Below are 22,995 nucleotides of genomic sequence, written 5' to 3' on the forward strand. Positions count from 1 at the left end.
AATCTACTTCTTGTGATAAATGAATAACAAAGGCTCAGCGCAATGTGCCTGCTTGTGGCTAAATAATATCTCTGCGCTAAAACGTGTGTGGGTCACTATCATAGCGACCCGAGGTGCCGATTTAAACTGGCGTAGGTCAAAGTAAGCGAGTTGCATCCCTTTGCGTACAGGGGTGCAGTTAAGCGCCGATAGTTTTGCCTTGTTCGTTAGCGTAGGCTCATCGCTGTGTAAATGCACTAATATATGCACGCCGTTATTGCTTTTAAAGCGCCATTGTTTGGCACCCATATCAACGCTGAGTAACTGACCGTCGCAAGGGGCTACCAACTTATGTGAATGCATCTCGATACACACCCCAGCGCCAAGTAAACCATGTGCCATAAGTGCACTGGGCAGGCAACTTAAAGGGTGCACTTGGCCGCTCACAGGAGCACACAGTGTTAGGGTGGGTGAAGGGGGTAACTCAGCTGGCAAGCAAAATTGACTAACTTGGCTCATGAGCGAACGGTGTAACCTTCTTTTTTAAGTGTCGACATGGCATTTTTTGCCTGTACGCGTTTAACCAAAATATAGTCTGTATCAAAGGTAGATACAGCAAAAATGGAAATGTTCGCTTGTGCCAACACGCCGGAAATATTAGACAATATACCTGTAAGCGAAAAGCCAAGGGGACCGAGTACTTCAAAGGCCACCCAGCCTGGTTCTTGCTCTAAACTATCAAGCTCAATATCGCTGTTGCATACAACGGAAAGCTCTTCTGCTGTTTTGGCAACGAAATAAAACTCGCTTTGGGTAATGGCTTTGGGGATCTCGCTGGTGCTCTCAAAGCTATGAATCGTAAAGTCGTTCGCAAGCAATTGTAGCGTTTGTTTAGCCATAACGATCCCCTTTGAGGTTAAAGTTAACTTATACCGAAAATAACTCGACGGGTCTAGGGACTTTGCTTTTGCTTAGTTAGATTATAAGCAAATCCAACATAAATGGGTATTAAGAGTGGGGTCGAGCCGTAAGGGCCATGGTGACAAAATAAGTTGCTAACAAAAGCTGTGGATAAGTTTGGGGGTAGCGTGGTTAATAGTCTGTAACTTTATGAAAAGGCAGCACTTATTTATGCTGCCTGATTATTGTTCAGGCGTCGCTCAGTTGCTCAGCCGCTTGTTGTGCTTGAATTGCTGTCAGTGCAATGGTGTAGACGATGTCATCCACTAAGGCACCACGGCTTAAGTCATTCACCGGTTTACGCATGCCTTGAAGCATCGGGCCAATACTCACTAACTCGGCGCTTCGTTGTACAGCTTTATAGGTGGTATTGCCGGTATTCAAGTCAGGAAATATAAACACCGTTGCCTGTCCGGCTACTGGGCTATTTGGGGCCTTTTTGCGCGCTACATTTTCCATGATCGCGGCATCATATTGCAGGGGCCCATCAATGATAAGGTCGGGACGTTTTTGTTGCGCTAATTCAGTGGCGGTGCGTACTTTTTCGACGTCGGCGCCCGCGCCCGAGCTACCGGTGCTGTAGCTGATCATCGCCACCCTAGGTTCAATGCCAAAAGCGGCTGCTGAATCTGCCGACTGGATAGCAATATCTGCCAATTGCTCCGCCGTTGGGTCTGGGTTAATAGCACAATCGCCATAAACCAGTACTTGATCTGGCAACAACATGAAAAAGACCGATGATACCAGTGATGAGCCTGGCGCCGTTTTAATCAACTGCAGCGGTGGGCGAATGGTGTTGGCCGTGGTATTGACAGCCCCAGACACTAGCCCATCGACTTCGCCTTCGGCTAACATCATGGTACCCAGCACAACGTTATCTTGCAGCAATTCCTCGGCGACAACATGGGTAAGACCCTTGTTCTTACGAAGCTCAACCATAGGTGCAACGTAGTTAGCGCGGATGCTGTCAGGGTCAACAAGTTGAACATAGTCATTGAGTTCCACGCCCTGTTGCTCAGCGATACGCGCTATCTCTTGAGGGTCGCCCAGTAGCACAGTCCGGGCAATGCCGCGCTCACCACAAATAGCCGCAGCCTTGATGGTGCGTGGCTCTTCGCCCTCCGGCAGGACTACGGTTTTGTTGGCTCTACGAGCCTTATCGGTAAGCAAGTAACGGAATGCTGGCGGCGAGAGTTTACGTGTTTTCTGCGAACTTTGCGCCAAGCTATCGAGCCACTGGCTATCGATATAGGTGGCTTGATGCGCCTTAACTTTATCAACGCGCTGCTCATCATCGCAGGGCACTTCAAGGTTAAAGTTATGCAGCAATAATGACGTGCGCCACGTATCGTGCTCGGTAGCCAAAATAGGCAGGCCAGTTTGTTCCATAGCCTGTTGGCACAGCGCCATAATACGGGGCTCAGGTTCAATATCACCGGTGAGCAAAATGGCTCCTATCTTGGTGCCGTTCATCGCCGATAAGCAACCTGCAACTAACACATCTGAACGGTCCCCCGGTGTAACCAGTAACACCCCGGGAGAGATATGGTTAAGTAAGTTAGACACGGTGCGCGCACAAAAGGTTACGCGACGTAAGCGCCGATGCAATAAATCGCCTTGATGAATCACTTTAGCATCAAGATACTGTGCTAAATCGATGGCTCTTGGAGCGACCAGCTCGAAATCCCACGGGATGCTACCGAGCAAGCGAAAGGGTTGCCGGCGAAATAGCGGCATCGAGGCTAAACGGTGCAGCTCATTTTCTAGTTGCTCCGGGTTGAATTGCTCAACCAAGTCGGCCCGTGCTCGGCCTTGCTCATCAAGCGGCGCATTCACTTTGTTAAAGATACAACCAAGCACACGCGGGTGACTGATGCCACCGTAATTGCCAGCGGCTATCTCAATTTTGTCCTCTAACTCCTCTAAAGAGTCATTACTGGGAGTCACTACAAACACAATATCAGCGCCAAGAGTCTGGGCTATTTCTCGGTTCACACGCCCCGCATAAGGTTGGTTTCTGGTTGGTACCATGCCCTCAATGATGGCAATTTCATCATCATGAATTGCACTTTCAAAACGCTCAACGATCTCTTCAAGCAAGGTATTTCCTTTGCCATCGCCAATCATATTTTCAGCGTAGGTCAAAGAAAATGGCTCCGGTGGATTGATGCTAGAGCCGATTTTCACGATCGCAGTCGATTTCTCAGGTCCACACTCGCCACGACGGGGTTGGGCAATGGGCTTAAAGAAGTTTACTTTGATGGCTTTTTGTTCCAAGGCCCTCACTAAGCCCACGGATACAGAGGTAAGGCCGACACCCGTGGAGACGGGAATTAGCATAATACGACGTGACATTATGATACTCCTTTTGCTAGGCGAGCGGCATCTTGGCAAATCATCCACTCCTCATTGGTGGGGATCACCACCGCCTGAGCACGGCTGGTTGCCGTGGTAATAACGCCTAGGTTGCCAAAGCGGGCCGCAAGGTTACTCTCTGGATCAACATGGATATCTAAAAAGGCTAAATGGGCGAGCACTTTAGCGCGAATAATGTCTGAGTTTTCGCCAATGCCTCCGGTAAAGATAAGTGCATCGAGACCAGCAAGCGGTACTAAATAAGCAGCAATCTGCTTAGCCAGTCGGTAACAGAAAATATCCAGGGCCAGGGTAGCCTTGGCATTGCCAGCTACATGCGCCTCTTCTATGGTGCGACAGTCATTGGATAATTCGCTGATCCCCAACAAGCCACTTTGCTTGTTGAGTATGTCGCTGACTTCTGCACTGGCATAACCTAGTTGGTTAGTCAGAAAGTCAAACAGTCCCGGGTCGATATCACCACTGCGAGTGCCCATCACCACGCCTTCTAAAGGGGTGAGCCCCATGCTGGTGTCAACACTGCGGCCATTTTTTATCGCACACACCGAGCAGCCATTGCCGAGGTGGGCACTAATGATGCGGTTGTTATCTGCATCTAATCCAAGCTCTTTAATAGCCATTAAACTCACATACGCATGACTGGTACCATGAAAGCCGTAACGTCGCACACCATGGCGCTCATATAATGAGTAAGGCAAGGCATACAAATAAGCGTGCTTAGGCATCGTTTGATGGAAGGCGGTATCAAATACGGCAACCTGAACGAGCTCAGGAAATGCCGCCTGTGCAGCACGAATGCCCGTTAGGTTTGCTGGGTTATGCAATGGCGCTAATTGTGCAGTTTGAGTAATGGCATCAATAATATGGGGAGTGATAATCTGCGAGCCAGTGAATTGTTCGCCGCCATGCACCACACGATGACCTACGGCGATTAAATGTTGGCTCAAAGAGAAATTACCAATAAGCGTGACCAGGGTATCGATCGCTGTTTGGTGATCGGCGCCCTTAGGTAAGGCGTTAGTATGCTTGTCGCCAGCAAATTTATACTTTAAGGTGGCGTCGTCACTGTGCAGACGTTCTGCTAATCCAGTGAGTAGTTCATCGCCAGAGTTGGCATCCATAACAGCGAACTTCAAACTTGAGCTGCCACAATTGAGTACGAGGACGTGTTGTACAGACATTAAATAGACCTGTGGTTGAATGTAGGAACGTGAACCCATCAATGAACTTAGTCGGGCGCCAAAAGATTAGCTATAATCCTTAGGTGAACCTAGTGCAAAACTAGACTAAGGTATAATTGATAGGTGATATATATTTTACCTTAATTTCAGACATAGCGTTAGTTGTTAGAGGCGCAAATGCAAAAAAGTCTTATTTCGCAAATACAGCAAGGTCACCAGTACACTAAAGTGTGGCCGCTACGGCGTGAGCTAGCGCCGCTGTTTATAGAAAACAGGGTGGTGAATGCCACGGCCTTCGCTATCAAAATCATGCCTGCGGTGGCACTGACAAGTTTAGTGATTCAGCTTCAGGTGTTGGGGCAACAGTTTTTGGGGCCCGCTCTTGCATGCGCCTTACTGATCTTGTCTTTACCGGTGCAAGGTTTATTATGGCTCGGAAAACGTGCTGAGACACCGCTGCCACCAAGTATGGCACTGTGGTATCGTGAACTTCACGAGAAGATGGCTGCACAAGGATATCAAGGAGCACCAGCAAAAACTAAACCTTGCTATATGGAGTTGGCTAAGTTGCTCCGTGATATGTTTGAAAAAATGGACAAAGCTTTTCGTCAGGATATTTTTTGATACACCGTAATGAAAAACTCGGCGTCGATAGTCACCTCATCGGCGCTTGCCAAATCTGCCATTTGAATTTCACTGAACTTCCATGCAAAGGGTGTCATCAGGGCTAAATCTCTGGCATCTTCTCCAGGCAATGAAATTTGCTGTTGTAACAACTGTTGCCGTTGCCGATTGAATCCGGGCGGTGTGTCAGGAGCAGTGTGCTCGCGCACCTGTTGATATATGAGCGCTTTTAACTGCGCTAAGTGTCTTGGCCCTGGCGAAACAACAATAAGGTGGCCGTTGTCCTGTAACAAGCGTGCGCTTTCATCGGCGAAAATAGGGGCAAATACGCTGCTCACCACACTGGCGCAGCCACTGGCCATGGGCATTTGTTTGGTTGACGCCACGGCAAACTGACAACCAGGGTAGCGCTTGGCTCCATAACGCACGGCAGGTTTTGCAATGTCAATGCCATGAACAAGCTCTGGGTCTTGGAATTGTGCTGCCATCGCTGCGCTATAGTAGCCTTCACCGCAGCCCATATCGACAACATAACCTGTTCCCGAATAACACGCCGAGACTTCTCGTGCCAGCGCATCGCGCATAAATTGGTAGTGGCCCGCATTTAAAAATCGTCTTCGCGCCTGCACCATGTCCTGGTTATCTCCAGGTTGTTTGGATTTTTTAAACTGTACCGGGAGCAAGTTGACGTATCCCTCTTTGGCATAATCAAATTGATGGCCCTTGGCGCACATCAATGCTTGGTTTTGACGTTGCAGCGGTTGCTGACAAAGAGGACAACAGTAAGCACTCATTGAGAGAGGTATTCCTTATCATAAAAGGTGCGCACCCAGTGTGGCCGATAGATCACCATCAATGTCATGGCCATGCCATTTAGCATCGCTTCGGGAAACCAGATCAGGGCGCTTAAAAATAGGTAGTTTTCAGTGAGCGTTACCCAATCATAACTACCGATAAACCAAAAATAGCCGGCACCGACAAAAATTTTCAGGCAATTGGCCAATGCTGCACACAAAAAGCTACAAACAAAAATATAGATGAACAGATGCCGGGGAAGGGCGTGATACACCACAATAAATAACAAATAGCTAAAATAAATAGGGATCAGCGCCGTCAGTATGATGAAGGTTGCTGCACTTTCAATACTGACCACGGAAAACGCCAGCAACAAGGCCGTTGCTAATACACTGGCCAGTGTCGCTAGGCGCCAGCCTAAGATCAGAGTGACCGCAGTGACGCCAAGAATATGGATATCTAGGCCCGGGAATATACCTGCCTTGATACGCCAAAGTAGTGCCAGTACTAAGGCGCAGGCAAATAAGCCTTTTTGCCGAGCAGGATGCGCTATCAACCCCGTTAAACTGGCTTTATCGATGCTCAGGGCAAGGATAATTGCAAGTATGATATAGCTCATGGCTGCGTTTAAAAAGTGCTCCAAATTGGGGCGTGATCAGAAGGCTTTTCAATGCCTCTTAACTCATAATCAATGCCGCTGTCACTCAGGGTGCTCGCCAATGCCTTGGTCGCCAAAATTACATCAATTCGCAGTCCTCGGTTATCATCGAAGCCTTTCGAACGATAGTCAAACCAAGAAAATTGGTCGTCCGTATCTGGGTGGCATTGGCGATAGGTATCGACCAAGCCCCAGGCCAGCAGTGTATCCAGCCACTCGCGTTCTTGTGGTTGAAATGAGCATTTTCCGGTTTTTAGCCAACGCTTTTTATTCGCTTCACCAATACCGATGTCTAGGTCGGTTGGGGAAATGTTGATATCCCCCATAACGGCTAATTTACTGTCAGCGTGGTAATGGCTATCCAATTCAGTCATCAAATCAGCATAAAACTGTCGTTTATAAGGGAACTTGGTTTCATGATTGATGTTATCGCCTTGCGGGAAATAGCCATTTAGCACCGTAACATCATCACCATGGCTATCTTCCACAGTAACGGCAATCATCCGTTTTTGATGATCATCGGTATCGGTAGAGAAGCCTTTTTTCACCTGCTTAGCGGGGTTTTTGGTTAGCATTGCCACGCCGTAATGACCTTTCTGCCCGTGAAAATACACGTGGTAGCCCATGGCTTCAACATCGGCGACAGGGAATAAGTCGTCATGTACTTTAATCTCCTGAAGGCCAACGACATCAGGGTTGTGTTTTTCCAATAGCGCCTGCAGTTGGTGTAACCTTGCGCGAATGCCATTGATATTAAATGAGATAAGTTTCATGTCCGGAGATCCTTTTGCACTAAATAACGGCGTTGTTGGCAGTATACCAAGCCCGTCGACAAGTAAAAATGGCTAGGCTTTTGTTTCAATTAAAAATGCAGTCTTACTGAACAAGTCGACATTTTTAAGATGATTGAATTGTGAGCAAAAAGTACAGCTATTAAGCATTTGTTACATGATAAATGTGATTACGTATATGAATTGTTAATTCTTTAAAATATTTTTAATTGCATAGCTAATGCAGTTGACATCGTATTTTGTGGATATAAAATTCAGTTCAAATTTTGATCACCCGTTCATTTTTGTGGAGTCTTACATGACCAAACTTACTGCCCTTGTTATCCCTTGTTTATTCGCTACTTCAGCTTTTGCCAGCACAGAGCGTGTTTATTTTGCTAAAAACGACAGTATTGAGTCTCAGGTCTGCGTAGCAGCTGCGAACCAAGGTTTAGCGGCAGCAAAAGAGCTAGGCGCAAAACATGGTATTCGTGTAAGCCGAGTGTCTTCTAGTTTGTACTGCAACGGTCAAGATATTCGTGATATCGCTAAAAATGTGACGGTTGAAAATGCAAATAGCGACACTGCAGTGAGTCTTTACGCTAAAAATAATCAGCGAGAAACACAACTATGTTTGGAAGCTGCGCAAAAAGGTTTAAGCACACTAAGCCTACAGAACAAGCGTCTTTCTAACCTTCGTTGTAATGGTCAGCCGGTTAAAGAATTTGTTAAGCGTTACCGTAATGCTGCAATCTAATGAGTGATTGAGCTCGCTCAGTCATTTTCCACAAGTTGGATATCAAAACGCACCTTGAAAAAGGTGCGTTTTTCGTTGCATCGTTGATACGAAGTCAATGCGGATAGGGACAATTAATCAAGATGACTAAATACGTTGGCGTTGGCCTTATCGGCGATATAATCTATCGCCCGCTGAGCGCGAACACTGTTGCCAGCCTCATCAAGTTTTGGTGAAAAAGCAGCAATAGCAAACTTGCCTGGCATCACCGCGATAATGCCACCACCGACACCACTTTTGGCCGGTAAGCCTACTTGAAACGCCCAGTCGCCACTGGTTTCATAAAGCCCTGCGGTAGCCATCACCGCCAGCACACGTTGAACATTTTCTGCTGTCATTAGCGCTTCGCCAGTGACTGGGTGCGTGCCACCATTCGCGAGTACGGAAGCCATCATCGCGAGATCTTTAGTCGTCACTCCCACTGAACATTGACGTGTATAGATATCTAAATTCATATCCACATCACCGTAGAAGCGGTCATAAGACTTAAGCAGTTCAGCGATAGCGAGGTTGTGGCCATTGGTTGCCGATTCTGATTGATATACTTCGTTCATCACCGCCAGCTCTCGGCCAGCAAATTGATCATACCAAGTAGCAATCGACTGCCATTTTTGCTGCGCCTTATCACCTTCTAGCAGACTCACTGTAGCCATGGCCCCGGCATTGACCAGTGGATTGACTGAGCGGTCTTGGTTCAGCTCGATGGCAGCAACAGAATTAAATGGCAATCCTGTGGCGTTGACGCCGATTTTATCGACTATTGCTGCGCTGCCTTGCTGCTCCATGGCTAAGGCGAGCGTAAATACCTTCGAAATGGACTGAATTGAAAATGTGGCATCAATATCCCCTTGAGTGAATACTTGACCATCAGCGGTGACGATAGCAATGGCAAATAAACTGGAGTCCACTTTGGCCAAAGCCGGAATATAATCGGCATTGGCTCCTGCATTGGTATCTTTGTATAAAGCATGAGCAGTATTGAGCACTTGCTCGACCTTCTGTGGGTCATAAGGGCGAGCCAAACAGGCGGTACTGCACAAAATAATGAATGATAAAAAGGCTGAACTTATCCACGTTTTCATTGTTTCACTGTCCTATTAAGGGTGTTGAGCACACACCCGGGCCGATAAAAAGGCCATAACATCAGGGCGGCGATTTAAGCACGCGCCTTATGAACCAAAGATTAAATGCTTGCTAAGCGACAACACTAGGGTCTGTTGACCTTTCAAGTTCGTTTTTGCAGCAGTTTGATTGGTTTTATACAAGGCAGAGGCTGCGTGGCATAGTTATTCTATGTGAGCCAGCCGATAACACAGTAGAAAGCCAATCAAGCGCTGCCGAACGGTTCTTTTGAGCGCACTTTTCTCATTGTTGCTCAATATTCGCTTAGATTACTAGGCCACACATCGAGCGCCGCGATAAAAGCACGCTCAAACAGAACAAAAATAGAACAGCAAAGATCAACAGACCCTAGTAAATCATCGCTTCAATACTTAAAGCCAAATGAGGTTTGCAGGCGCAGGTTATCAGCCTGCTCACCGGCAAAATTCTCTACTTCCCCGTATTGTAGCTCCACGCCTAAACGGGACATCATAGTTGGGTTCCAAATAAGGTTAATAGTGCTGTAGAGACTGTTATTAAATGCTCTAGCATGTTGCGTAGCAAGGTTGTCAACGTCGACGTAGCTTAACCCTAGGCTAGATGTAAAGCGCTCACTCCATTGCTTATCGAGATACACAAACCCACCACTGATACCGATTGCTTGTAAATCACCGTTGCTGTTTAAGCCTGCATCGCTGCCCCCGGTGATAGCGCTGTATATACTGCAACACGGGTCATTGATATAGCGGGCGATGCCTTCGCCAGTTGCAAATTGGAACTTCAATAAATGTGCTTTATCAAGGGCATAATTGCCGGTGACATTGATACCCCATCCAGTTACCGAGTCTTCTTGGGTCGATGTTTCAAAGCCTAAGCTACGTAGTAATAGGGCGGCTTTTATGTAGCCATCTGTGAAACGCTGCTGATAACTGAGTGTAGCGTCTGGCCAATCGTTCTGCTCATCGAAAGAGAGGGTCGCGGGGTCGATATCTCGAGGAAATGCCAAGTCGGCGTCAGAGCGCTCCATGGTCACCATCCATGTTGCCCCCGATGCGCTTTGTTCAGTGCGATAGCGGATTTGTGGTTGACGGGTAAACACCATGGCAGTGGGACCCCAATAATCAATGATGTTGGGGAAGGAATTAATGTCCATAAACCCGGAAAAGGTTTGTCCTGCTCCCCAATTCCCAAGCTCACCCCACAGGTGAGTCAGGTGAAAATCGGCATTACCTTGGTCATCAAACATATCGAATTCAAAACGCGTGGTCATATCACCATAGTGGGTGGGCGTATGGCTGCGAAACGACAGCTTAGATTGGCCGGCGCTCAACAGCGTGTTGTCGTTGGTGGTGTTGTCATCATAAGCAATAGAAGAGGTTTGAAAGCCGGCACGATTCGTCATTTCGCCGTGATTATAGATAGCATCAAGCCAAATTTGTCCACCTAGTTGCAACGTCGTCGTTGAGTCGCTTAAGCGAATACTTTTGGCGGGGGCGGCAAACCGGTGACTCGGTCGGGTGGTGTCATTAAAGAGCACTTGCTGCGCCTCTATCGCTGAGACCTTGGCATTATTGGCCACTACTTGGGTGCGTTTTTGTTCGCGCTCCAATGCAGCGATTTTTTTATCTTTAGCAGCCAACTGCTTTTCTAGCTCGCTGAGGCGCTGCTCAAGCGCACTGAGACGCTGCTCTATACTTTGTGCATGACTATTGGCGCTGTAGCACAGCGCAGACAAGAGCGCTGCGGTGACAACATTTAATGGCAGAAATTTCATTGGCTCTCCTAAAGTTCAACACCCAAAGAAACAATCATCTTGTAGTCATCCTGCTTTGGAATACTGCCATCGGCATTAGCCACAGGGGAGGCAAGATGATCCCACACCAATGATAAGTCCAAATCTATGTCGTTAGTTATATCAATAGAAGCGCCAGCAAGAGCATGTTGAGCATTACCACCTGAGGCGTTCTCGGCAAAGGTAAAACGATAGTCAAACTTTAAATCTACATTGGTGCGCCATTCGTAATCCAAATTTGACTCAAAATAAAAAGAGGTGGAGGAATTACTAGTATCTTGCCCCGCAGCGACATCACTAAACTCGGTTCGTTGATAGGCTGGCCCCGCACCGATATCCCATTCCAGTTTATCTGTGTCTATTAAGTAGTAGCCAAAACCAGCACCCAGGGTGTATTTGTTATCGATATTTTGGAAAGGGTCGCGGTAATACTCAAAAAATACCGGGCGAAAATACAGTGAGCTGGTATAAAACCAATCAAAGGTGCCATTCGCTCGGACATTGTTTTCAGTCACCTTATCGTCGTTTGCTGTACGATCTGCCAGCGCGGTAATGAGTAACCGATTACTGGCCGTCCGACGTTTTATATCAACACTGGCCGAGAGCTCGGTTTGTTCGGTATTCCCTCTGCTTAAATTCGCGCCTACGCCGACCTTGATAGACCAAGCGCTCAGCTCGTCTTCTGCACTAGGAGCAATAGAAACTAAGTCTTGATAGCGATATTGCGAGGGACTGTTTCCCACAACCACATAGCCACCGGATATATTCAGCGACCCTTGTTGCACTGTGCCGTCATTAAAGCGCACGCTGTGAGAGCGCCCAGATATGACCATATAAATATCTTCTTGATCAATGATCAGGGTATCGAGAATATCGCTTTCAAATTCCACCTTTTTGTCATAGAGCGATTTCAGCTCTCCTTTAAGCCACTCTCCGGAATTTAGGCGTAACCAGTCGTATTTGTCGGCTTGTTTGATAACGACCTGACGCTCCTCAAGTAAGGTATCAGGCAACGAACTGGTTGTGTTGGCGTTATTGCTAGTACTTATGAGCAACGCCAGTAAGCATAAAGGGTAATGCATTGGTGTCGGTCCTTGAATACTCAGACGTTTTCGTTATTACTTCATTAGTTTAGACGAACATAAAGCAATTGCTGTGTTCCTATTATGTAGTTAAACACCGATGGTCGGCGCAAACAACCGTTGATAAGTTTTGTATGCATACTCATCGGTCATGCCACTGAGGTAATCGCATAGCACGCGTAAAGGGTTGTCGCCCTGTTGCTCGGCCTTACGATAACTCAATGCTGTTGTCTCCGGCAGCAAGCGTAGGGGATCACTGGCAAATGCGGCAAATAATTCCATGATTAGTTTTTGTCCTTTGAATTCAATTTGCTGCATATGGGGGGCGCGAATAAGGCGTTTATAAATAAAGTGTTTGAGCGCGTTTAATAAACTCATGTAAGCGCTGGGCAGGGTCACTTGATAGCGCAAAATATCGCATCCAAAGCAGCTGTCTGTTTGCTCAAGTCGGGACTGGGTAATGAACAAGTTAACTAACTCACCAATGATGTCTTTGCGCTGCGCTTCACAGCCAAAGAAAAGCCGTTCAGTGATGCGGCTGTCATCTAGCCAAGGACAATCGATTTGAGCAAGTGCTGGCTCGCCATGAGCCTGCCAATCGTGGACAGTGATTTGCTCGGTGGCAATCGCATCTTCAAGATCATGCACCGCATAAGCAATGTCATCTGCCAACTCCATAATGGCCGCATCGAGTGATTTATAACGGGTTTTGTGGCGATATGCATCATACTGCTCATGGCTGGTAAAGCGTTGGCGTTGTGAGTCATCGAGCGGCGCTAAAATCCAATCAAGCAAATCTTGATCATCATTGTATAAGCCTTTCGCCGGGCGCCAATCGTGCGCTTTTATAAATTGTTGTTTGGCGTTTTGCTCTGGGTGAGTGTGCCAAAGTGTATCAATAAGCGCTGGATACTTTATAAACCCCAGTAAAGTGCGTCGGGTTAGGTTCATGCCGTAGCCCTGAGTGTAGGGCTCTAACTTCGCGACGATTCGCAAGGTTTGCGCATTGCCCTCAAAGCCTCCGTGTTCGCGCATCATATAATTCAGGGCAATTTCACCGCCATGGCCAAATGGTGGATGACCAATATCATGGGCTAAACACAAGGTTTCAAGTAATGACTCATCAGGAAGACAAGTAATATCTGGATGTTGTCGACTGAGATGACGCAATAGACCGCTGCCAATTTGCGAAACTTCCAAAGAGTGGGTTAAGCGAGTGCGATAAAAGTCATTCAGGCCAATACCCATAATTTGGGTTTTGGCTTGCAGGCGGCGAAACGCTGCGGCATGAATAATACGTGAGCGATCCACTTGCCAAGGTGAGCGATTGTCATTTGGGCGGTGTTTGTGTTCATCGGCGCGCCGTTGTTGCCAGATATGCTGCATGGCTTCCTCAATCTGATCCTTTGCACTGTGCAAAGTGTAAACTATAAATAAAACAAAGTCTTTTCAATCACCCGAGTGTTCAGATTGCGTTTTTAAAACAACCATGTTCGCGATATAATGCCGCGTTTTTTGATCTGGCCTTGGGGGCTCGTGGAGGATTCATGATAAAAAAGCTTGGACTGCTAATAACCGTAATAATCTGTGTGACTGCATTGTTGTACCCGTTCATATGGGGAACCCGTGTCGCAGACACTCAGCCACGTGAGGAGCAGCCCACTGTAGAAAAGCCAACAGTGCCGGAAAAACCTCTGCACAACGTTAAGCTACCTAATTTTGCTGCAATAAAGGATGTAAAACAGAAAAAGGCGGCGTTCTTCGACTTTATTCGCGAGCCTATTGAAAAAGCGAATGCCAAGTTACGCTCACAGCGTGCAGTGTTAGAAATTGCCCTGATGATGACCCAATTTGATGAGCCACTTACTGAAGTGCAGATTGATAAAGTCAGCGATATTTTCGCCGAATATGGGCTGGGAGATGAACAAATTAGTGAATTATCACTGCGCCAAGCATTGCGCAGAGTGGATGTGATCCCTAAAGAATTAGTCATGATGCAGGCGGCCAATGAGTCGGCATGGGGAACCTCACGTTTTGCCCGCATCGGACTTAACTTTTTTGGGCAATGGTGCTTTAGTAAGGGCTGCGGTATGGTGCCAAAGCGCCGCAACCAAGGGGCAAAACATGAGGTTGCAGTGTATCAGTCAGTGCAAGAGGCGGTGAATGCCTATTTTTACAATATCAACACCAACAGCGCGTATCGTGAATTACGCGATATTCGCGCCGACTTACGTCAAGCACAACAGCCAATCGATGCCAAGGCGCTGACGTATGGGTTAATGTCTTACTCTGAGCGCGGTGAAGCCTATATTGAAGAGCTGCAAGCGATGATTGACCATAACAGGACTTACTTCGATGAATAAATGCCTTTTTATTGCCACACTAATGTGTTCAATGGCTGTGAATGCGCAGCCAACAGATGAGCCTGTGGTGATGTCTTACGATGGCTTTTTCGACCGTATGGAGGTTGTCAACGAGGGCAATTTCCAACACGCTAAAGTCGGCTTTTACTTAAAAACCTATGAAAATGCAGAAAATTGCGTGCTAAAGGAAGGTAAAATCGTGACCGAGCGCGAACGCTTTCCTTTAACTTATGATGATAACGGGCAACTGTTCTTGCCCTTTGACAAGCAACTAGATACCCATAAAGCCATGGTCATCGCCACACCACAATCAGGGCAGTGCCAGTTGAGTATGCAAATTGAAGCGCCAGGACCGTTTACACGATTAACCTATGCGCAAGCTTATACCATCGAGCAAGAGTTTGAGGATTTAATTGGCGACTTATCTGGCTTTTTTGTGGGCACGCTGATGCCGTTTTTGTTACCTGAACATAAAGGGGTGCAGCTACACTTTGCTGATACGCTGCCGGCGAAGGTGCCAGACAGCTGGCAGTGCCAAGGCTTGCAATGTAAGGTGCCGATTGAGCAGCAGTGGCAAGACAATAACAAAACCTTAGTAGAAGGCACGCAGATTCATCGAATTACGCCTTGGATAGCGCATTAGAGAAAGGAATAAGGCCGCTTGAAAAGCGGCCTTATTATACTCTTACAGCTCAATGGCTTGAATTTTTACACCACTGTCAGAGTGTTCTTCTTCGGGCACAGTTGGTGTGTCGAACTGGGCTTTATCCAACGCAATATCGCCGCCATCTATTACTTCACCGGTTTGCAGCTGTGCAAAGTTAAACAGCGAAGTATCAGCCATATGTGAGGGCACCACGTTTTGCATGGCGGTAAAGATGCTTTCGATACGCCCAGGTGATTCTTTATGCCACTGTTGCAGCATCGCCTTGATATTCTGTCTTTGTAGATTTTCTTGCGAGCCACACAAGTTGCAAGGAATGATTGGAAACTCTTTTTGTTGTGCGTATGCACTGATATCAGCTTCTTTACAGTAGGCCAGTGGGCGGATCACCATGTGCTGGCCGTCATCGCTCATTAGCTTGGCTGGCATGCCTTTCATTTTTCCGCCATAGAACATATTTAAAAACAAGGTTTCAATCATGTCATCACGGTGGTGGCCGAGAGCAATTTTAGTTGCTCCGAGCTCTTTAGCGGTGCGATATAAGATGCCACGGCGTAAGCGCGAGCACAGCGAGCAGGTGGTTTTACCCTCAGGCACTTTATCTTTAACAATTGAGTACGTGTCTTCTTCAACAATTTTGTACTCGATACCTAAACCGTCCAAGTATTCGGGCAGCACATGCTCAGGAAAGCCGGGTTGTTTTTGGTCTAAATTCACCGCAAACAGCTCAAAGCGTACCGGCGCTGAGCGTTGTAGATTTTGTAAAATATCGAGCAGGGTGTAGCTGTCTTTACCGCCGGATAAGCACACCATGATGCGGTCGCCTTCTTCAATCATATTGAAGTCAGCAATGGCTTGACCTGTATGGCGGCGTAGCCGCTTTTGCAGTTTATTGAAGTTATATTGCGCTTTGGCTTGTGCTGAATGCGACACCTAGACACCCTTGTTACGGCTCATTTTAAAGGCGCGTATTATAGGCATACAGTGCAGCGGCATCAAGAAAAAGGCGGCATTAGCGCCGCCCAAATGACAGATAGTGTGTAATGATTGAAGATTAGTCCTCAAGCGGGGAGTGATAGCCATCGGGTTTCAGCGCCAGGACATCACAATCGAGACTATCGATAACATGCTCAGCAGTGTTGCCCACAAGAGCTGCACTGAGACCGGTGCGGCCCACAGTGCCCATCACCACAAGTTCACTGTCGAGCTTTTTCGCAATCCGAGGGATCACATCCTCCGGTAAACCTTCCTCCACATGTTGATGGTGCGTAGCGATACCATGTTGAGCGCCTAATTCTCGCGTTGAATTGAGATGGTGCTCTTTCACCGTTTCATTGTACTGTGAGGGGTTAAACTCCGGGATCTCAATGGCAATATTCACCGGTGTTGCCGGATAAGCATTAACTAAATGCAGGTCGCCCTGAGCAAGTTGGGCAATAAATTTAGCGTCTTGAACAATGCGTTGATTAAGCGCTTGGTGTTGCTCATCATCACTGGAAGCATTAACCGCAGCCACCACTGCACCGCCAACTGGCCAGTTATGGTCTTTCACTAGCAATAAAGGAGCCGGGCATTTACGGATCAAGTGCCAATCGGTAGGCGTAAAGATCACCGATTTTAGCGTGTCATGTTGATGTGTGCCTTTGACGACTAGATCATAATCATGGCCGAGCACTTCGCGAATAATGGCTTCGAAAGGGCGGTTATGCCACACCACTTTGGTGTCAAATTGCACATCTTGGTATTGGTGAGTGAGGGTTTTCAACCACTGCTCTTTTTCACTGAGCACCGCTTTGCGCATGGCTTCGCGCTCTTCGGCACTGAGCATTGTGGTCATTTCATAAGAAAAATCATAGATGGACAGGAAGGCGGTGATTTGCGCACCGCTTTTTCGCGCCAGTTCGATAGACCGAGACAAACTCTGTTGCTGCTCCACGGTGGGATCAACCACAGCTAAAATACGTTTAATTTTATCCATTGTGCGCCTCCTGCATTACCAAGCGAATTGTAATATACACCATTTCAGTGTAACGCAATTAACGCAATTGAAAAGGGGGCGCGGTCTGTGAGTTTGAGTTAGATCAATCGCTTGGCAAACTTATCGCAGCCGTGTGGGCCAGGGTTTCATGATCTTCAATGGTGATGAACTTACCGTCTACACGGATGAATCCCCCTTTTTGGAAGCGGCTTAATAAGCGGCTGATGGTCTCAACTGTTAAGCCTAGGTAATTACCAATTTCACCGCGGGTCATAGTGAGACGAAACTCTCTGGCTGAGAACCCACGTTCGCTGAAGCGGCGTGATAAGGTGAACAAGAAAGAGGCCAGGCGCTGCTCAGCCGTTTTTTTGTTTAGCAGCAATAACATTTCTTGGTCGTAGTTAATTTCGTTACTCATTAAGCGCATAATCTGCTGGCGCAGCTTCGGTAACTTCCCTGCTAATTCGTCGAGCGTAGCGAAGGGGATCTCGCACACCATAGATGTTTCTAGGGCTTGGGCGAAGCTTTGATGTTTCATGGTTTGAATACCATCAAAACCAACTAAGTCGCCCGCCAGATGGAATCCGGTGATTTGTTCCTCACCTTGCTCTGATAGAGTAAAGGACTTAAACGAGCCACTGCGCACGGCAAAAATGGACTTCAGTTCGTCTCCAGATTCAAACAGGAAATCCCCCTTGTGCAGCGGTTTTTTGCGCTCAATGATATCGTCGAGACGATCCATTTCATCGCCATTGAGGCTATACGGCAGACACAGTTGGGAAATAGAGCAGTTTGTGCAACTAATGGCACAGTTTGACTTACCTGCGTATTTACCTGAAAGGGTTGGTTTTACGTCCATTTTACTATCCAAGGTGAACTGAATGTTTGTGTTAAATCTACGTCAGTAGAGGTTGGCTTGCAACAATAAGGCTATACAACCCATACCAAAGTAATAGATTACCAAGTGCTAGGCGCACCCATGGGTGATTGAGGCCACGCTTTATAAATTGGGCGCCTAATCCTAATGCCAACATGGCAGGGAGTGTCCCAAGCGCAAAGCATAACATAAATAGTGCGCCATTAATCGCGCTTTGGCTGGTTATAGCCCAAGTTAGCGCGCTGTAAACTAAACCACATGGCAGCCACCCCCAAAGTGCACCATAACCCAGGGCCTTGGGATAGGTATTAATTGGCATTAGGTAGCGGTTTAACTTTACGATATGGCGCCACAAAGCCCATTGTCCGGCTTTTTCAACGGGGCCAAGGGCATTAAATAGCCGCATCACGTACAGGCCAACCAAAACCATAAAGACTGCGCTGAATAAGCTTAATACTTGGCTGAGGGTGTTACTCTGCTTGGCAAAGGCAGCACTTAGCCCTCCTACAAGCGCACCCGCTAGGGTGTAGCTAAATAGCCGACCTATGTTGTAAGCACTGGCTGCACCGACGGCATTAAGGTCCTTACTGGCCAATTGAAAACTGCCGGCGATACCGCCACACATAGCAACGCAGTGGCCGCTGCCGGCAAGGCCCATAAGCAAAGCAGCAATAAAGTTAATCTCGCTCATTGCTCTTGTCGTGCTCTTCTTTGTCGTCCTCAAAGAGAATGCTGTGGCCTTGTTTATCTAAGTCGGAAAATTGCTCGCTTTTGACTGCCCAAAAGAAAATGCCGATGGCAATAATCACGAACAAAATAGCGATAGGGATTAACACATAAATAATGCTCATAGGCGTAATAGTCGCAACGAGTTGGTAATAACAATAATGGAGCTGGCAGACATACCTATGACCGCCATCCACGGCGCCACGAGGCCCATCGCTGCCAAAGGCAAGATAGCGCCGTTATAACACAGCGACAGTGCCAAGTTTTGACGAACAATTCGGCGTGTTTTTTTGGCAATGGTGATAAGCTTAGACACCGAACGTAAATCACTGTTTAACAATACCACATCGGCGGTGTTCTTCGAAATATCGGCGCCGCTATCCATTGCAATCGATAAATGTGCGGCGTTAAATACCGGACTGTCATTGACGCCATCGCCAACCATGGCACAGATATCTCCCTGATTATGCCACGATTGCATCAGTGCTAATTTGTCTTGTGGCAGCAGCGCACTGTGACATGCATCTAATTGCAGTTGTTGGCTTAATTGGGCACCTTTATCGGAGGGGTCGCCAGTGAGCATCACGCGCTCAATGCCTTGTTGTTTTAACTCCTGTTGCAGCTCTTGTGCATATTCTCTTACTTTATCTTGTAAAAAGAATGTGGCCACGGCGGATTCATTTACATATAACACCGCCTGCGCGTTTTTAGGTTGCGGGCCTGCAAACCAGCTCGCTTTACCAATGTGCACACGCTGACCTTGCCACATACCAGCCACCCCATAACCTGTGTGTACTTGGGCATCGGTGATGACTTGTTGGGCAGCAGCACTCGCACTCTCGGTAAACGCTTTGGCTATGGGGTGCTCGGAATACGCTTCTAAAGCACTGGCCAATGCATGTACTTGTTGCTCGTCGTAGGCGTTATCTAGTATTTCCGTGTGGTCAATAACAAAGCGCCCTAACGTCAGGGTGCCCGTTTTATCAAAGCCCACCTTGGTGAGCTTGGTAGCTGTCTCTAACACATGAGACTGTTTGATTAACACCCCGCGCTTGGTGAGGTTGGCCACAGCACATGTTAGTGCGGTGGGGATGGCCAAACTCAGTGCACATGGGCAAGTTGCAACCAACACCGCAATGGTGATCCAAAAGGCGTGCTCGGGAGCAATACTGTACCAAGCTACTGCGGTAATCGAGGCAAAAACGAGTAAGCAGGCAACAAACCACTGGGCAACCTTGTCGGTTACTTGGGCAATGCGCGGGCGTTGGCTTAATGCTGAATGTTGCAGTCTGATGATTTGGTTGACTAAGGTGTTTTGGCCCACTTTGTTGATCTCTATCGTCAATACGCCGTCATGGTTGAGAGTGCCAGCATGGACTTGGTCGCCTACGCGCTTAGTCACAGGGTGGTGCTCGCCGGTCATCATTGACTCATCAACACTGGAATGCCCCGCAATCACCACGCCGTCAGCGGCAATGGTTTCGCCGGCTTTGACGCGTACGATATCACCTAGAGAGAGGAGTTTGGCACTGGTTATATGCTCTTCATTATCCTCTACTTTACGCGCTGTTAGGGGCAGTAATTTTTGCAAGTTAGCGGTAAATTCACTGGCTTTAAGGCGGGCGCGAAACTCTAAATATTTACCCAGTAACAGCAAGAAGGTAAACATACAAATGGATTCGAAATACACTTCGCCTTGCTCAGTCAGTGTGGCATAGCAGCTGGCAAAATAGGCACCAAATATCGCCAAGGATACAGGGACATCCATATTCAATTGTTTAGCGCGAAGACCACTGATGGCATTGGTTAAAAAGGGCAGTGCAGAGTAAAAAATAACGGGCGTAGCAAGGGTTAAGCTGATCCAGCGGAAGTATTGCTCGAAGTAATCTTCCATCCCCGAGAACATGCCAAAGTACATGGCAAAGGCGAACATCATCACCTGCATGGTCATAAGGCCCGCGACGCCAAGGCGACGGATAAAGCTCTTGGCCGTTGCCTGTTTTTGTGCCGCTTCACTATCAGCTTGAAAAGGGTAACTCTTATAACCGATCTCAGCGAGACTGGTGATCAAGGTGCTGAGTTTGACCTGTTCGTCGTTCCACACCACCATGGCGCGATGAGTGGAGGTATTAACATCAACACGTTTTACGCCCTGATGGGCGAGCAACTGCCTTTCAATAAGCCAAGCGCAGGCAGCACAACTGATCCCTTCGACACTGAGCAGCACCTCTTTATCGTCGCCTTGATGAGCCACAAACTCTTGCTGAATACTTTCTTGGTCGTAGCTTTTTATAAGTGCAAGTTGCTCTGGCACAAGCTGTTCGACTTTACCGGCAGACTCTGTGCGATACTTATAATAATCGGTCATGCCTTGGTCAACGATGGTCTGGGCGACAGCTTTACAACCAATGCAACACATGGGCTGCGCATGACCTTGAATGGTGACCGATTCATTAAAGCCAGCCGGAACTGGCTCAAGACAGTGAAAACACGTCTTTGCGCTCATTTACTTATACTCAGGGTCAACTTTTACGGTGCCGTTCAAGGGCAGCTGAATATTTTCTTTTAGCTTCCAGCTGTCATCAAAGGGAGTAATAAACACAGTGTAAGCACCCTGTGGGATAGGGGAGTCTAATAGCGCCGTGAATTCACCACGGGCATTTTGCGTGAGTCTAAAACGAATATCTTTTTCTTCAATGGTGCGGTGATACAGGCCGATATTGAGCGCTGCAACTTTTGATGCGTCGCCTTTGGTAAAGCGGAACACCACACGCTCTTGGTCAATATCAAGGTCGCCGTGTAAGTAGAGCGCTTTGGCTTTATTAAACTTGCTCAGCTCGAGGTTGATGGCCTTGCCTTTTTTGTAATAATCATCCACTACCATATCAGGGCCGTTGCCAACAGCGAAGGTGATAAGACCGATGCAGGCGATTATTGTCACTAGTGGGAAAAACAACAGAAACCAAGGCCAAAACTGCTTATACCAAGGGGGAGACACTGCTTTCATAACGCACTTCATATTGCCGAATAGTGACTGCTATTTTACGGTATTAGAACAAAAATTCCCAAAAAAAAGCCTCCAAATTAGGAGGCTTTTTTGATTTCAATTAATCTAAGCGATTATTTTTCCTGAGACAGGCTGTATACGTATGCCGTTAACAGGTGAACTTTGTCCTCGCCAAGAATTTCTTTCCAAGCGGGCATAACACCGGCGCGACCGTTACGTAGCGTCTCTTCTACTGAACGCTTAGAGCCACTACCGTATAACCAAATGTTATCGGTCAGGTTAGGTGCCCCAAACGGCAGGTTGTGAGCAACAGAGCCTTTACCATCAGCACCGTGACAGGCAGCACACATAGCGAACTTAGCGGCACCGGCTTCAGCGTCTTTTTGGTTCACTGTACGCCCGGAAAGGCTAAGTACATAGGCGGTCATCTCTTTGATACCTTGGTCACCCAATGCAGCTTCCCAGCTTGGCATGGCTGCTACACGACCATGCAGTAATGTTTCTTTGATCTTATCTGGCGAGCCACCATATAACCAATCATTATCGGTCAGGTTAGGGAAGCCGTCACCGCCACGAGCATCAGAGCCGTGACATTGCGCGCAGTTTTGTAAGAACAAACGTTGACCAATTTCTAACGCCTTTTCATCCGCTGCTAAGTCAAGTACATCACGCTTGGCAAAAGACTCAAAGATAGGGCCATAGCGTTTTTCAGCGGCACGAATTTCATCGTCAAGCTGAATACGGTAGCCATTTTCTTCGGCTTCACTGACGGCTTGCTTTGACTCTTCTAAAGACGTAATGCCTTGGTTCGAGCTTTTCCACTTAAATAGGCCTTCAAAGTTACCTAAACCAGGGTAAGCAGCAAGGTAAAACACTGCCCAAATAAAGGTGGCGAAGAACATGTATGTCCACCATTTTGGTAGTGGGTTATTCACCTCTTCAATGCCATCAAATTCGTGGCCACAACTTTCACCCTCTTTTACACCCACGTAGTTTTTCAAGTTCCAAACTAGTAGAGCAAAAATGAGAGCTAGACAGGCCACTGTTAACACGATGACCCAAATACTCCAAAAGCTAGTCATTTCTCAGACTCCTTTTCCTCATGTGTGATTGTGTTTTGGTGTTTCTTTTCGTCTTCAAACACCGAGTTAGCTGCGTCGTCGAAGCGCTTTTTACTGCGCTTACTGAATGCCCACAACACAATCACGATAAAAAGTACCATTATTACCAGAGTTAAAATGCCTCTGAACGTGCCGTAATCCATAA

The 22,995-nt window shown here is 47.4% G+C and carries 24 protein-coding genes; 4 read left to right on the plus strand and 20 right to left on the minus strand.

From position 1 onward, the window contains the following. Nucleotides 1-3: 3 nt before the first annotated feature. From FIU82_RS06340 to FIU82_RS06355, 4 genes are all read right to left on the minus strand, one after another. A complete protein-coding gene (locus tag FIU82_RS06340; protein ID WP_052698142.1) occupies nucleotides 4-498 on the minus strand; it encodes a PTS glucose transporter subunit IIA in 495 nt (164 codons plus the stop codon). Continuing rightward, the gene (locus FIU82_RS06345; RefSeq protein ID WP_022943642.1) at nucleotides 495-878 is read right to left on the minus strand and encodes an ACT domain-containing protein; all 384 of its coding nucleotides are present in this window, start codon (nucleotides 876-878) and stop codon (nucleotides 495-497) included. Before FIU82_RS06345 ends, FIU82_RS06340 begins: the two co-directional genes overlap by 4 nt. A 250-nt stretch (nucleotides 879-1,128) precedes the next feature. Beyond that, nucleotides 1,129-3,294 carry a phosphate acetyltransferase gene (gene pta, locus FIU82_RS06350; protein ID WP_138510216.1) on the minus strand — a complete coding sequence of 722 codons (2,166 nt, stop codon included), beginning with the start codon at nucleotides 3,292-3,294 and terminating at the stop codon, nucleotides 1,129-1,131. Then, the gene (locus FIU82_RS06355) at nucleotides 3,294-4,496 is read right to left on the minus strand and encodes an acetate kinase (RefSeq protein ID WP_152440632.1); all 1,203 of its coding nucleotides are present in this window, start codon (nucleotides 4,494-4,496) and stop codon (nucleotides 3,294-3,296) included. Before FIU82_RS06355 ends, pta begins: the two co-directional genes overlap by 1 nt. Nucleotides 4,497-4,673: 177 nt before the next feature. On the opposite strand from FIU82_RS06355, the gene yfbV reads away from it, so the two are divergent. Next, nucleotides 4,674-5,120 (plus strand): terminus macrodomain insulation protein YfbV, encoded by a 447-nt coding sequence (yfbV, locus tag FIU82_RS06360; protein WP_022943645.1) that lies wholly within the window; start codon nucleotides 4,674-4,676, stop codon nucleotides 5,118-5,120. Here yfbV and rlmA read toward each other — a convergent pair. From rlmA to xthA, 3 genes are read right to left on the minus strand one after another with little or no spacing between them, the layout of a single operon-like run. Beyond that, the gene (gene rlmA / locus FIU82_RS06365; RefSeq protein ID WP_152440633.1) at nucleotides 5,105-5,914 is read right to left on the minus strand and encodes a 23S rRNA (guanine(745)-N(1))-methyltransferase; all 810 of its coding nucleotides are present in this window, start codon (nucleotides 5,912-5,914) and stop codon (nucleotides 5,105-5,107) included. The genes yfbV and rlmA overlap by 16 nt on opposite strands. Continuing rightward, the gene (locus FIU82_RS06370) at nucleotides 5,911-6,534 is read right to left on the minus strand and encodes an energy-coupling factor ABC transporter permease (RefSeq protein ID WP_130144894.1); all 624 of its coding nucleotides are present in this window, start codon (nucleotides 6,532-6,534) and stop codon (nucleotides 5,911-5,913) included. Before FIU82_RS06370 ends, rlmA begins: the two co-directional genes overlap by 4 nt. Before the next feature lie 8 nt (nucleotides 6,535-6,542). Next, a complete protein-coding gene (gene xthA, locus FIU82_RS06375; protein ID WP_045978660.1) occupies nucleotides 6,543-7,346 on the minus strand; it encodes an exodeoxyribonuclease III in 804 nt (267 codons plus the stop codon). A 316-nt stretch (nucleotides 7,347-7,662) separates the two neighbouring features. On the opposite strand from xthA, the gene FIU82_RS06380 reads away from it, so the two are divergent. Beyond that, the gene (locus tag FIU82_RS06380) at nucleotides 7,663-8,100 is read left to right on the plus strand and encodes a hypothetical protein (RefSeq protein WP_026110933.1); all 438 of its coding nucleotides are present in this window, start codon (nucleotides 7,663-7,665) and stop codon (nucleotides 8,098-8,100) included. 113 nt (nucleotides 8,101-8,213) lie between these two features. Here FIU82_RS06380 and glsA read toward each other — a convergent pair whose 3' ends face one another. From glsA to FIU82_RS06400, 4 genes are all read right to left on the minus strand, one after another. Then, entirely contained in the window at nucleotides 8,214-9,221 is a 1,008-nt protein-coding gene (gene glsA, locus FIU82_RS06385) for a glutaminase A (RefSeq protein WP_022943650.1), read from the minus strand. 404 nt (nucleotides 9,222-9,625) lie between these two features. Next, nucleotides 9,626-11,014 carry a DcaP family trimeric outer membrane transporter gene (locus tag FIU82_RS06390; protein ID WP_152440634.1) on the minus strand — a complete coding sequence of 463 codons (1,389 nt, stop codon included), beginning with the start codon at nucleotides 11,012-11,014 and terminating at the stop codon, nucleotides 9,626-9,628. A gap of 8 nt (nucleotides 11,015-11,022) precedes the next feature. Further along, complete coding sequence (locus FIU82_RS06395) at nucleotides 11,023-12,114, minus strand: YdiY family protein (RefSeq protein ID WP_022943652.1); 1,092 nt, start codon at nucleotides 12,112-12,114, stop codon at nucleotides 11,023-11,025. A 90-nt stretch (nucleotides 12,115-12,204) separates the two neighbouring features. After that, nucleotides 12,205-13,500, minus strand: coding sequence for an anti-phage deoxyguanosine triphosphatase (locus tag FIU82_RS06400; protein ID WP_152440635.1), 1,296 nt, complete (start codon nucleotides 13,498-13,500; stop codon nucleotides 12,205-12,207). A 161-nt stretch (nucleotides 13,501-13,661) separates the two neighbouring features. Between FIU82_RS06400 and FIU82_RS06405 the strand changes: the two genes are divergently transcribed. Together FIU82_RS06405 and FIU82_RS06410 are read left to right on the plus strand one after the other, a co-directional pair. Next, a complete protein-coding gene (locus FIU82_RS06405) occupies nucleotides 13,662-14,477 on the plus strand; it encodes a glucosaminidase domain-containing protein (RefSeq protein ID WP_130144906.1) in 816 nt (271 codons plus the stop codon). Further along, entirely contained in the window at nucleotides 14,470-15,120 is a 651-nt protein-coding gene (locus tag FIU82_RS06410) for a DUF2987 domain-containing protein (protein WP_152440636.1), read from the plus strand. The genes FIU82_RS06405 and FIU82_RS06410 overlap by 8 nt, the downstream gene beginning before the upstream one ends. Before the next feature lie 42 nt (nucleotides 15,121-15,162). On the opposite strand, the gene ttcA is transcribed toward FIU82_RS06410, so the two are convergent. The 9 genes from ttcA to FIU82_RS06455 all read right to left on the minus strand — a co-directional run bounded on the left by ttcA (nucleotide 15,163) and on the right by FIU82_RS06455 (nucleotide 22,993). Then, nucleotides 15,163-16,074 carry a tRNA 2-thiocytidine(32) synthetase TtcA gene (gene ttcA, locus FIU82_RS06415; RefSeq protein ID WP_045978666.1) on the minus strand — a complete coding sequence of 304 codons (912 nt, stop codon included), beginning with the start codon at nucleotides 16,072-16,074 and terminating at the stop codon, nucleotides 15,163-15,165. A 121-nt stretch (nucleotides 16,075-16,195) separates the two neighbouring features. After that, the gene (uspE, locus tag FIU82_RS06420) at nucleotides 16,196-17,119 is read right to left on the minus strand and encodes a universal stress protein UspE (protein ID WP_045978667.1); all 924 of its coding nucleotides are present in this window, start codon (nucleotides 17,117-17,119) and stop codon (nucleotides 16,196-16,198) included. 103 nt (nucleotides 17,120-17,222) lie between these two features. Then, nucleotides 17,223-17,978 carry an FNR family transcription factor gene (locus FIU82_RS06425; RefSeq protein WP_022943658.1) on the minus strand — a complete coding sequence of 252 codons (756 nt, stop codon included), beginning with the start codon at nucleotides 17,976-17,978 and terminating at the stop codon, nucleotides 17,223-17,225. A gap of 37 nt (nucleotides 17,979-18,015) precedes the next feature. Further along, complete coding sequence (locus tag FIU82_RS06430; protein ID WP_022943659.1) at nucleotides 18,016-18,687, minus strand: sulfite exporter TauE/SafE family protein; 672 nt, start codon at nucleotides 18,685-18,687, stop codon at nucleotides 18,016-18,018. Continuing rightward, on the minus strand, nucleotides 18,674-18,847 hold the full coding sequence (gene ccoS, locus FIU82_RS06435) for a cbb3-type cytochrome oxidase assembly protein CcoS (RefSeq protein WP_022943660.1): 174 nt from the start codon (nucleotides 18,845-18,847) through the stop codon (nucleotides 18,674-18,676). The genes FIU82_RS06430 and ccoS overlap by 14 nt, the downstream gene beginning before the upstream one ends. After that, entirely contained in the window at nucleotides 18,844-21,228 is a 2,385-nt protein-coding gene (locus FIU82_RS06440; RefSeq protein WP_152440637.1) for a heavy metal translocating P-type ATPase, read from the minus strand. The genes ccoS and FIU82_RS06440 overlap by 4 nt, the downstream gene beginning before the upstream one ends. Then, nucleotides 21,229-21,720, minus strand: coding sequence for a FixH family protein (locus FIU82_RS06445; protein ID WP_026110935.1), 492 nt, complete (start codon nucleotides 21,718-21,720; stop codon nucleotides 21,229-21,231). 122 nt (nucleotides 21,721-21,842) lie between these two features. Beyond that, a complete protein-coding gene (ccoP, locus tag FIU82_RS06450; RefSeq protein WP_022943663.1) occupies nucleotides 21,843-22,811 on the minus strand; it encodes a cytochrome-c oxidase, cbb3-type subunit III in 969 nt (322 codons plus the stop codon). Next, nucleotides 22,808-22,993 (minus strand): CcoQ/FixQ family Cbb3-type cytochrome c oxidase assembly chaperone, encoded by a 186-nt coding sequence (locus FIU82_RS06455; protein ID WP_045978669.1) that lies wholly within the window; start codon nucleotides 22,991-22,993, stop codon nucleotides 22,808-22,810. The genes ccoP and FIU82_RS06455 overlap by 4 nt, the downstream gene beginning before the upstream one ends. Nucleotides 22,994-22,995 lie beyond the last annotated feature (2 nt).

The sequence above is a fragment of the Pseudoalteromonas sp. THAF3 genome (genome assembly GCF_009363775.1).
In the GTDB taxonomy this organism is placed as follows: domain Bacteria; phylum Pseudomonadota; class Gammaproteobacteria; order Enterobacterales; family Alteromonadaceae; genus Pseudoalteromonas; species Pseudoalteromonas ruthenica.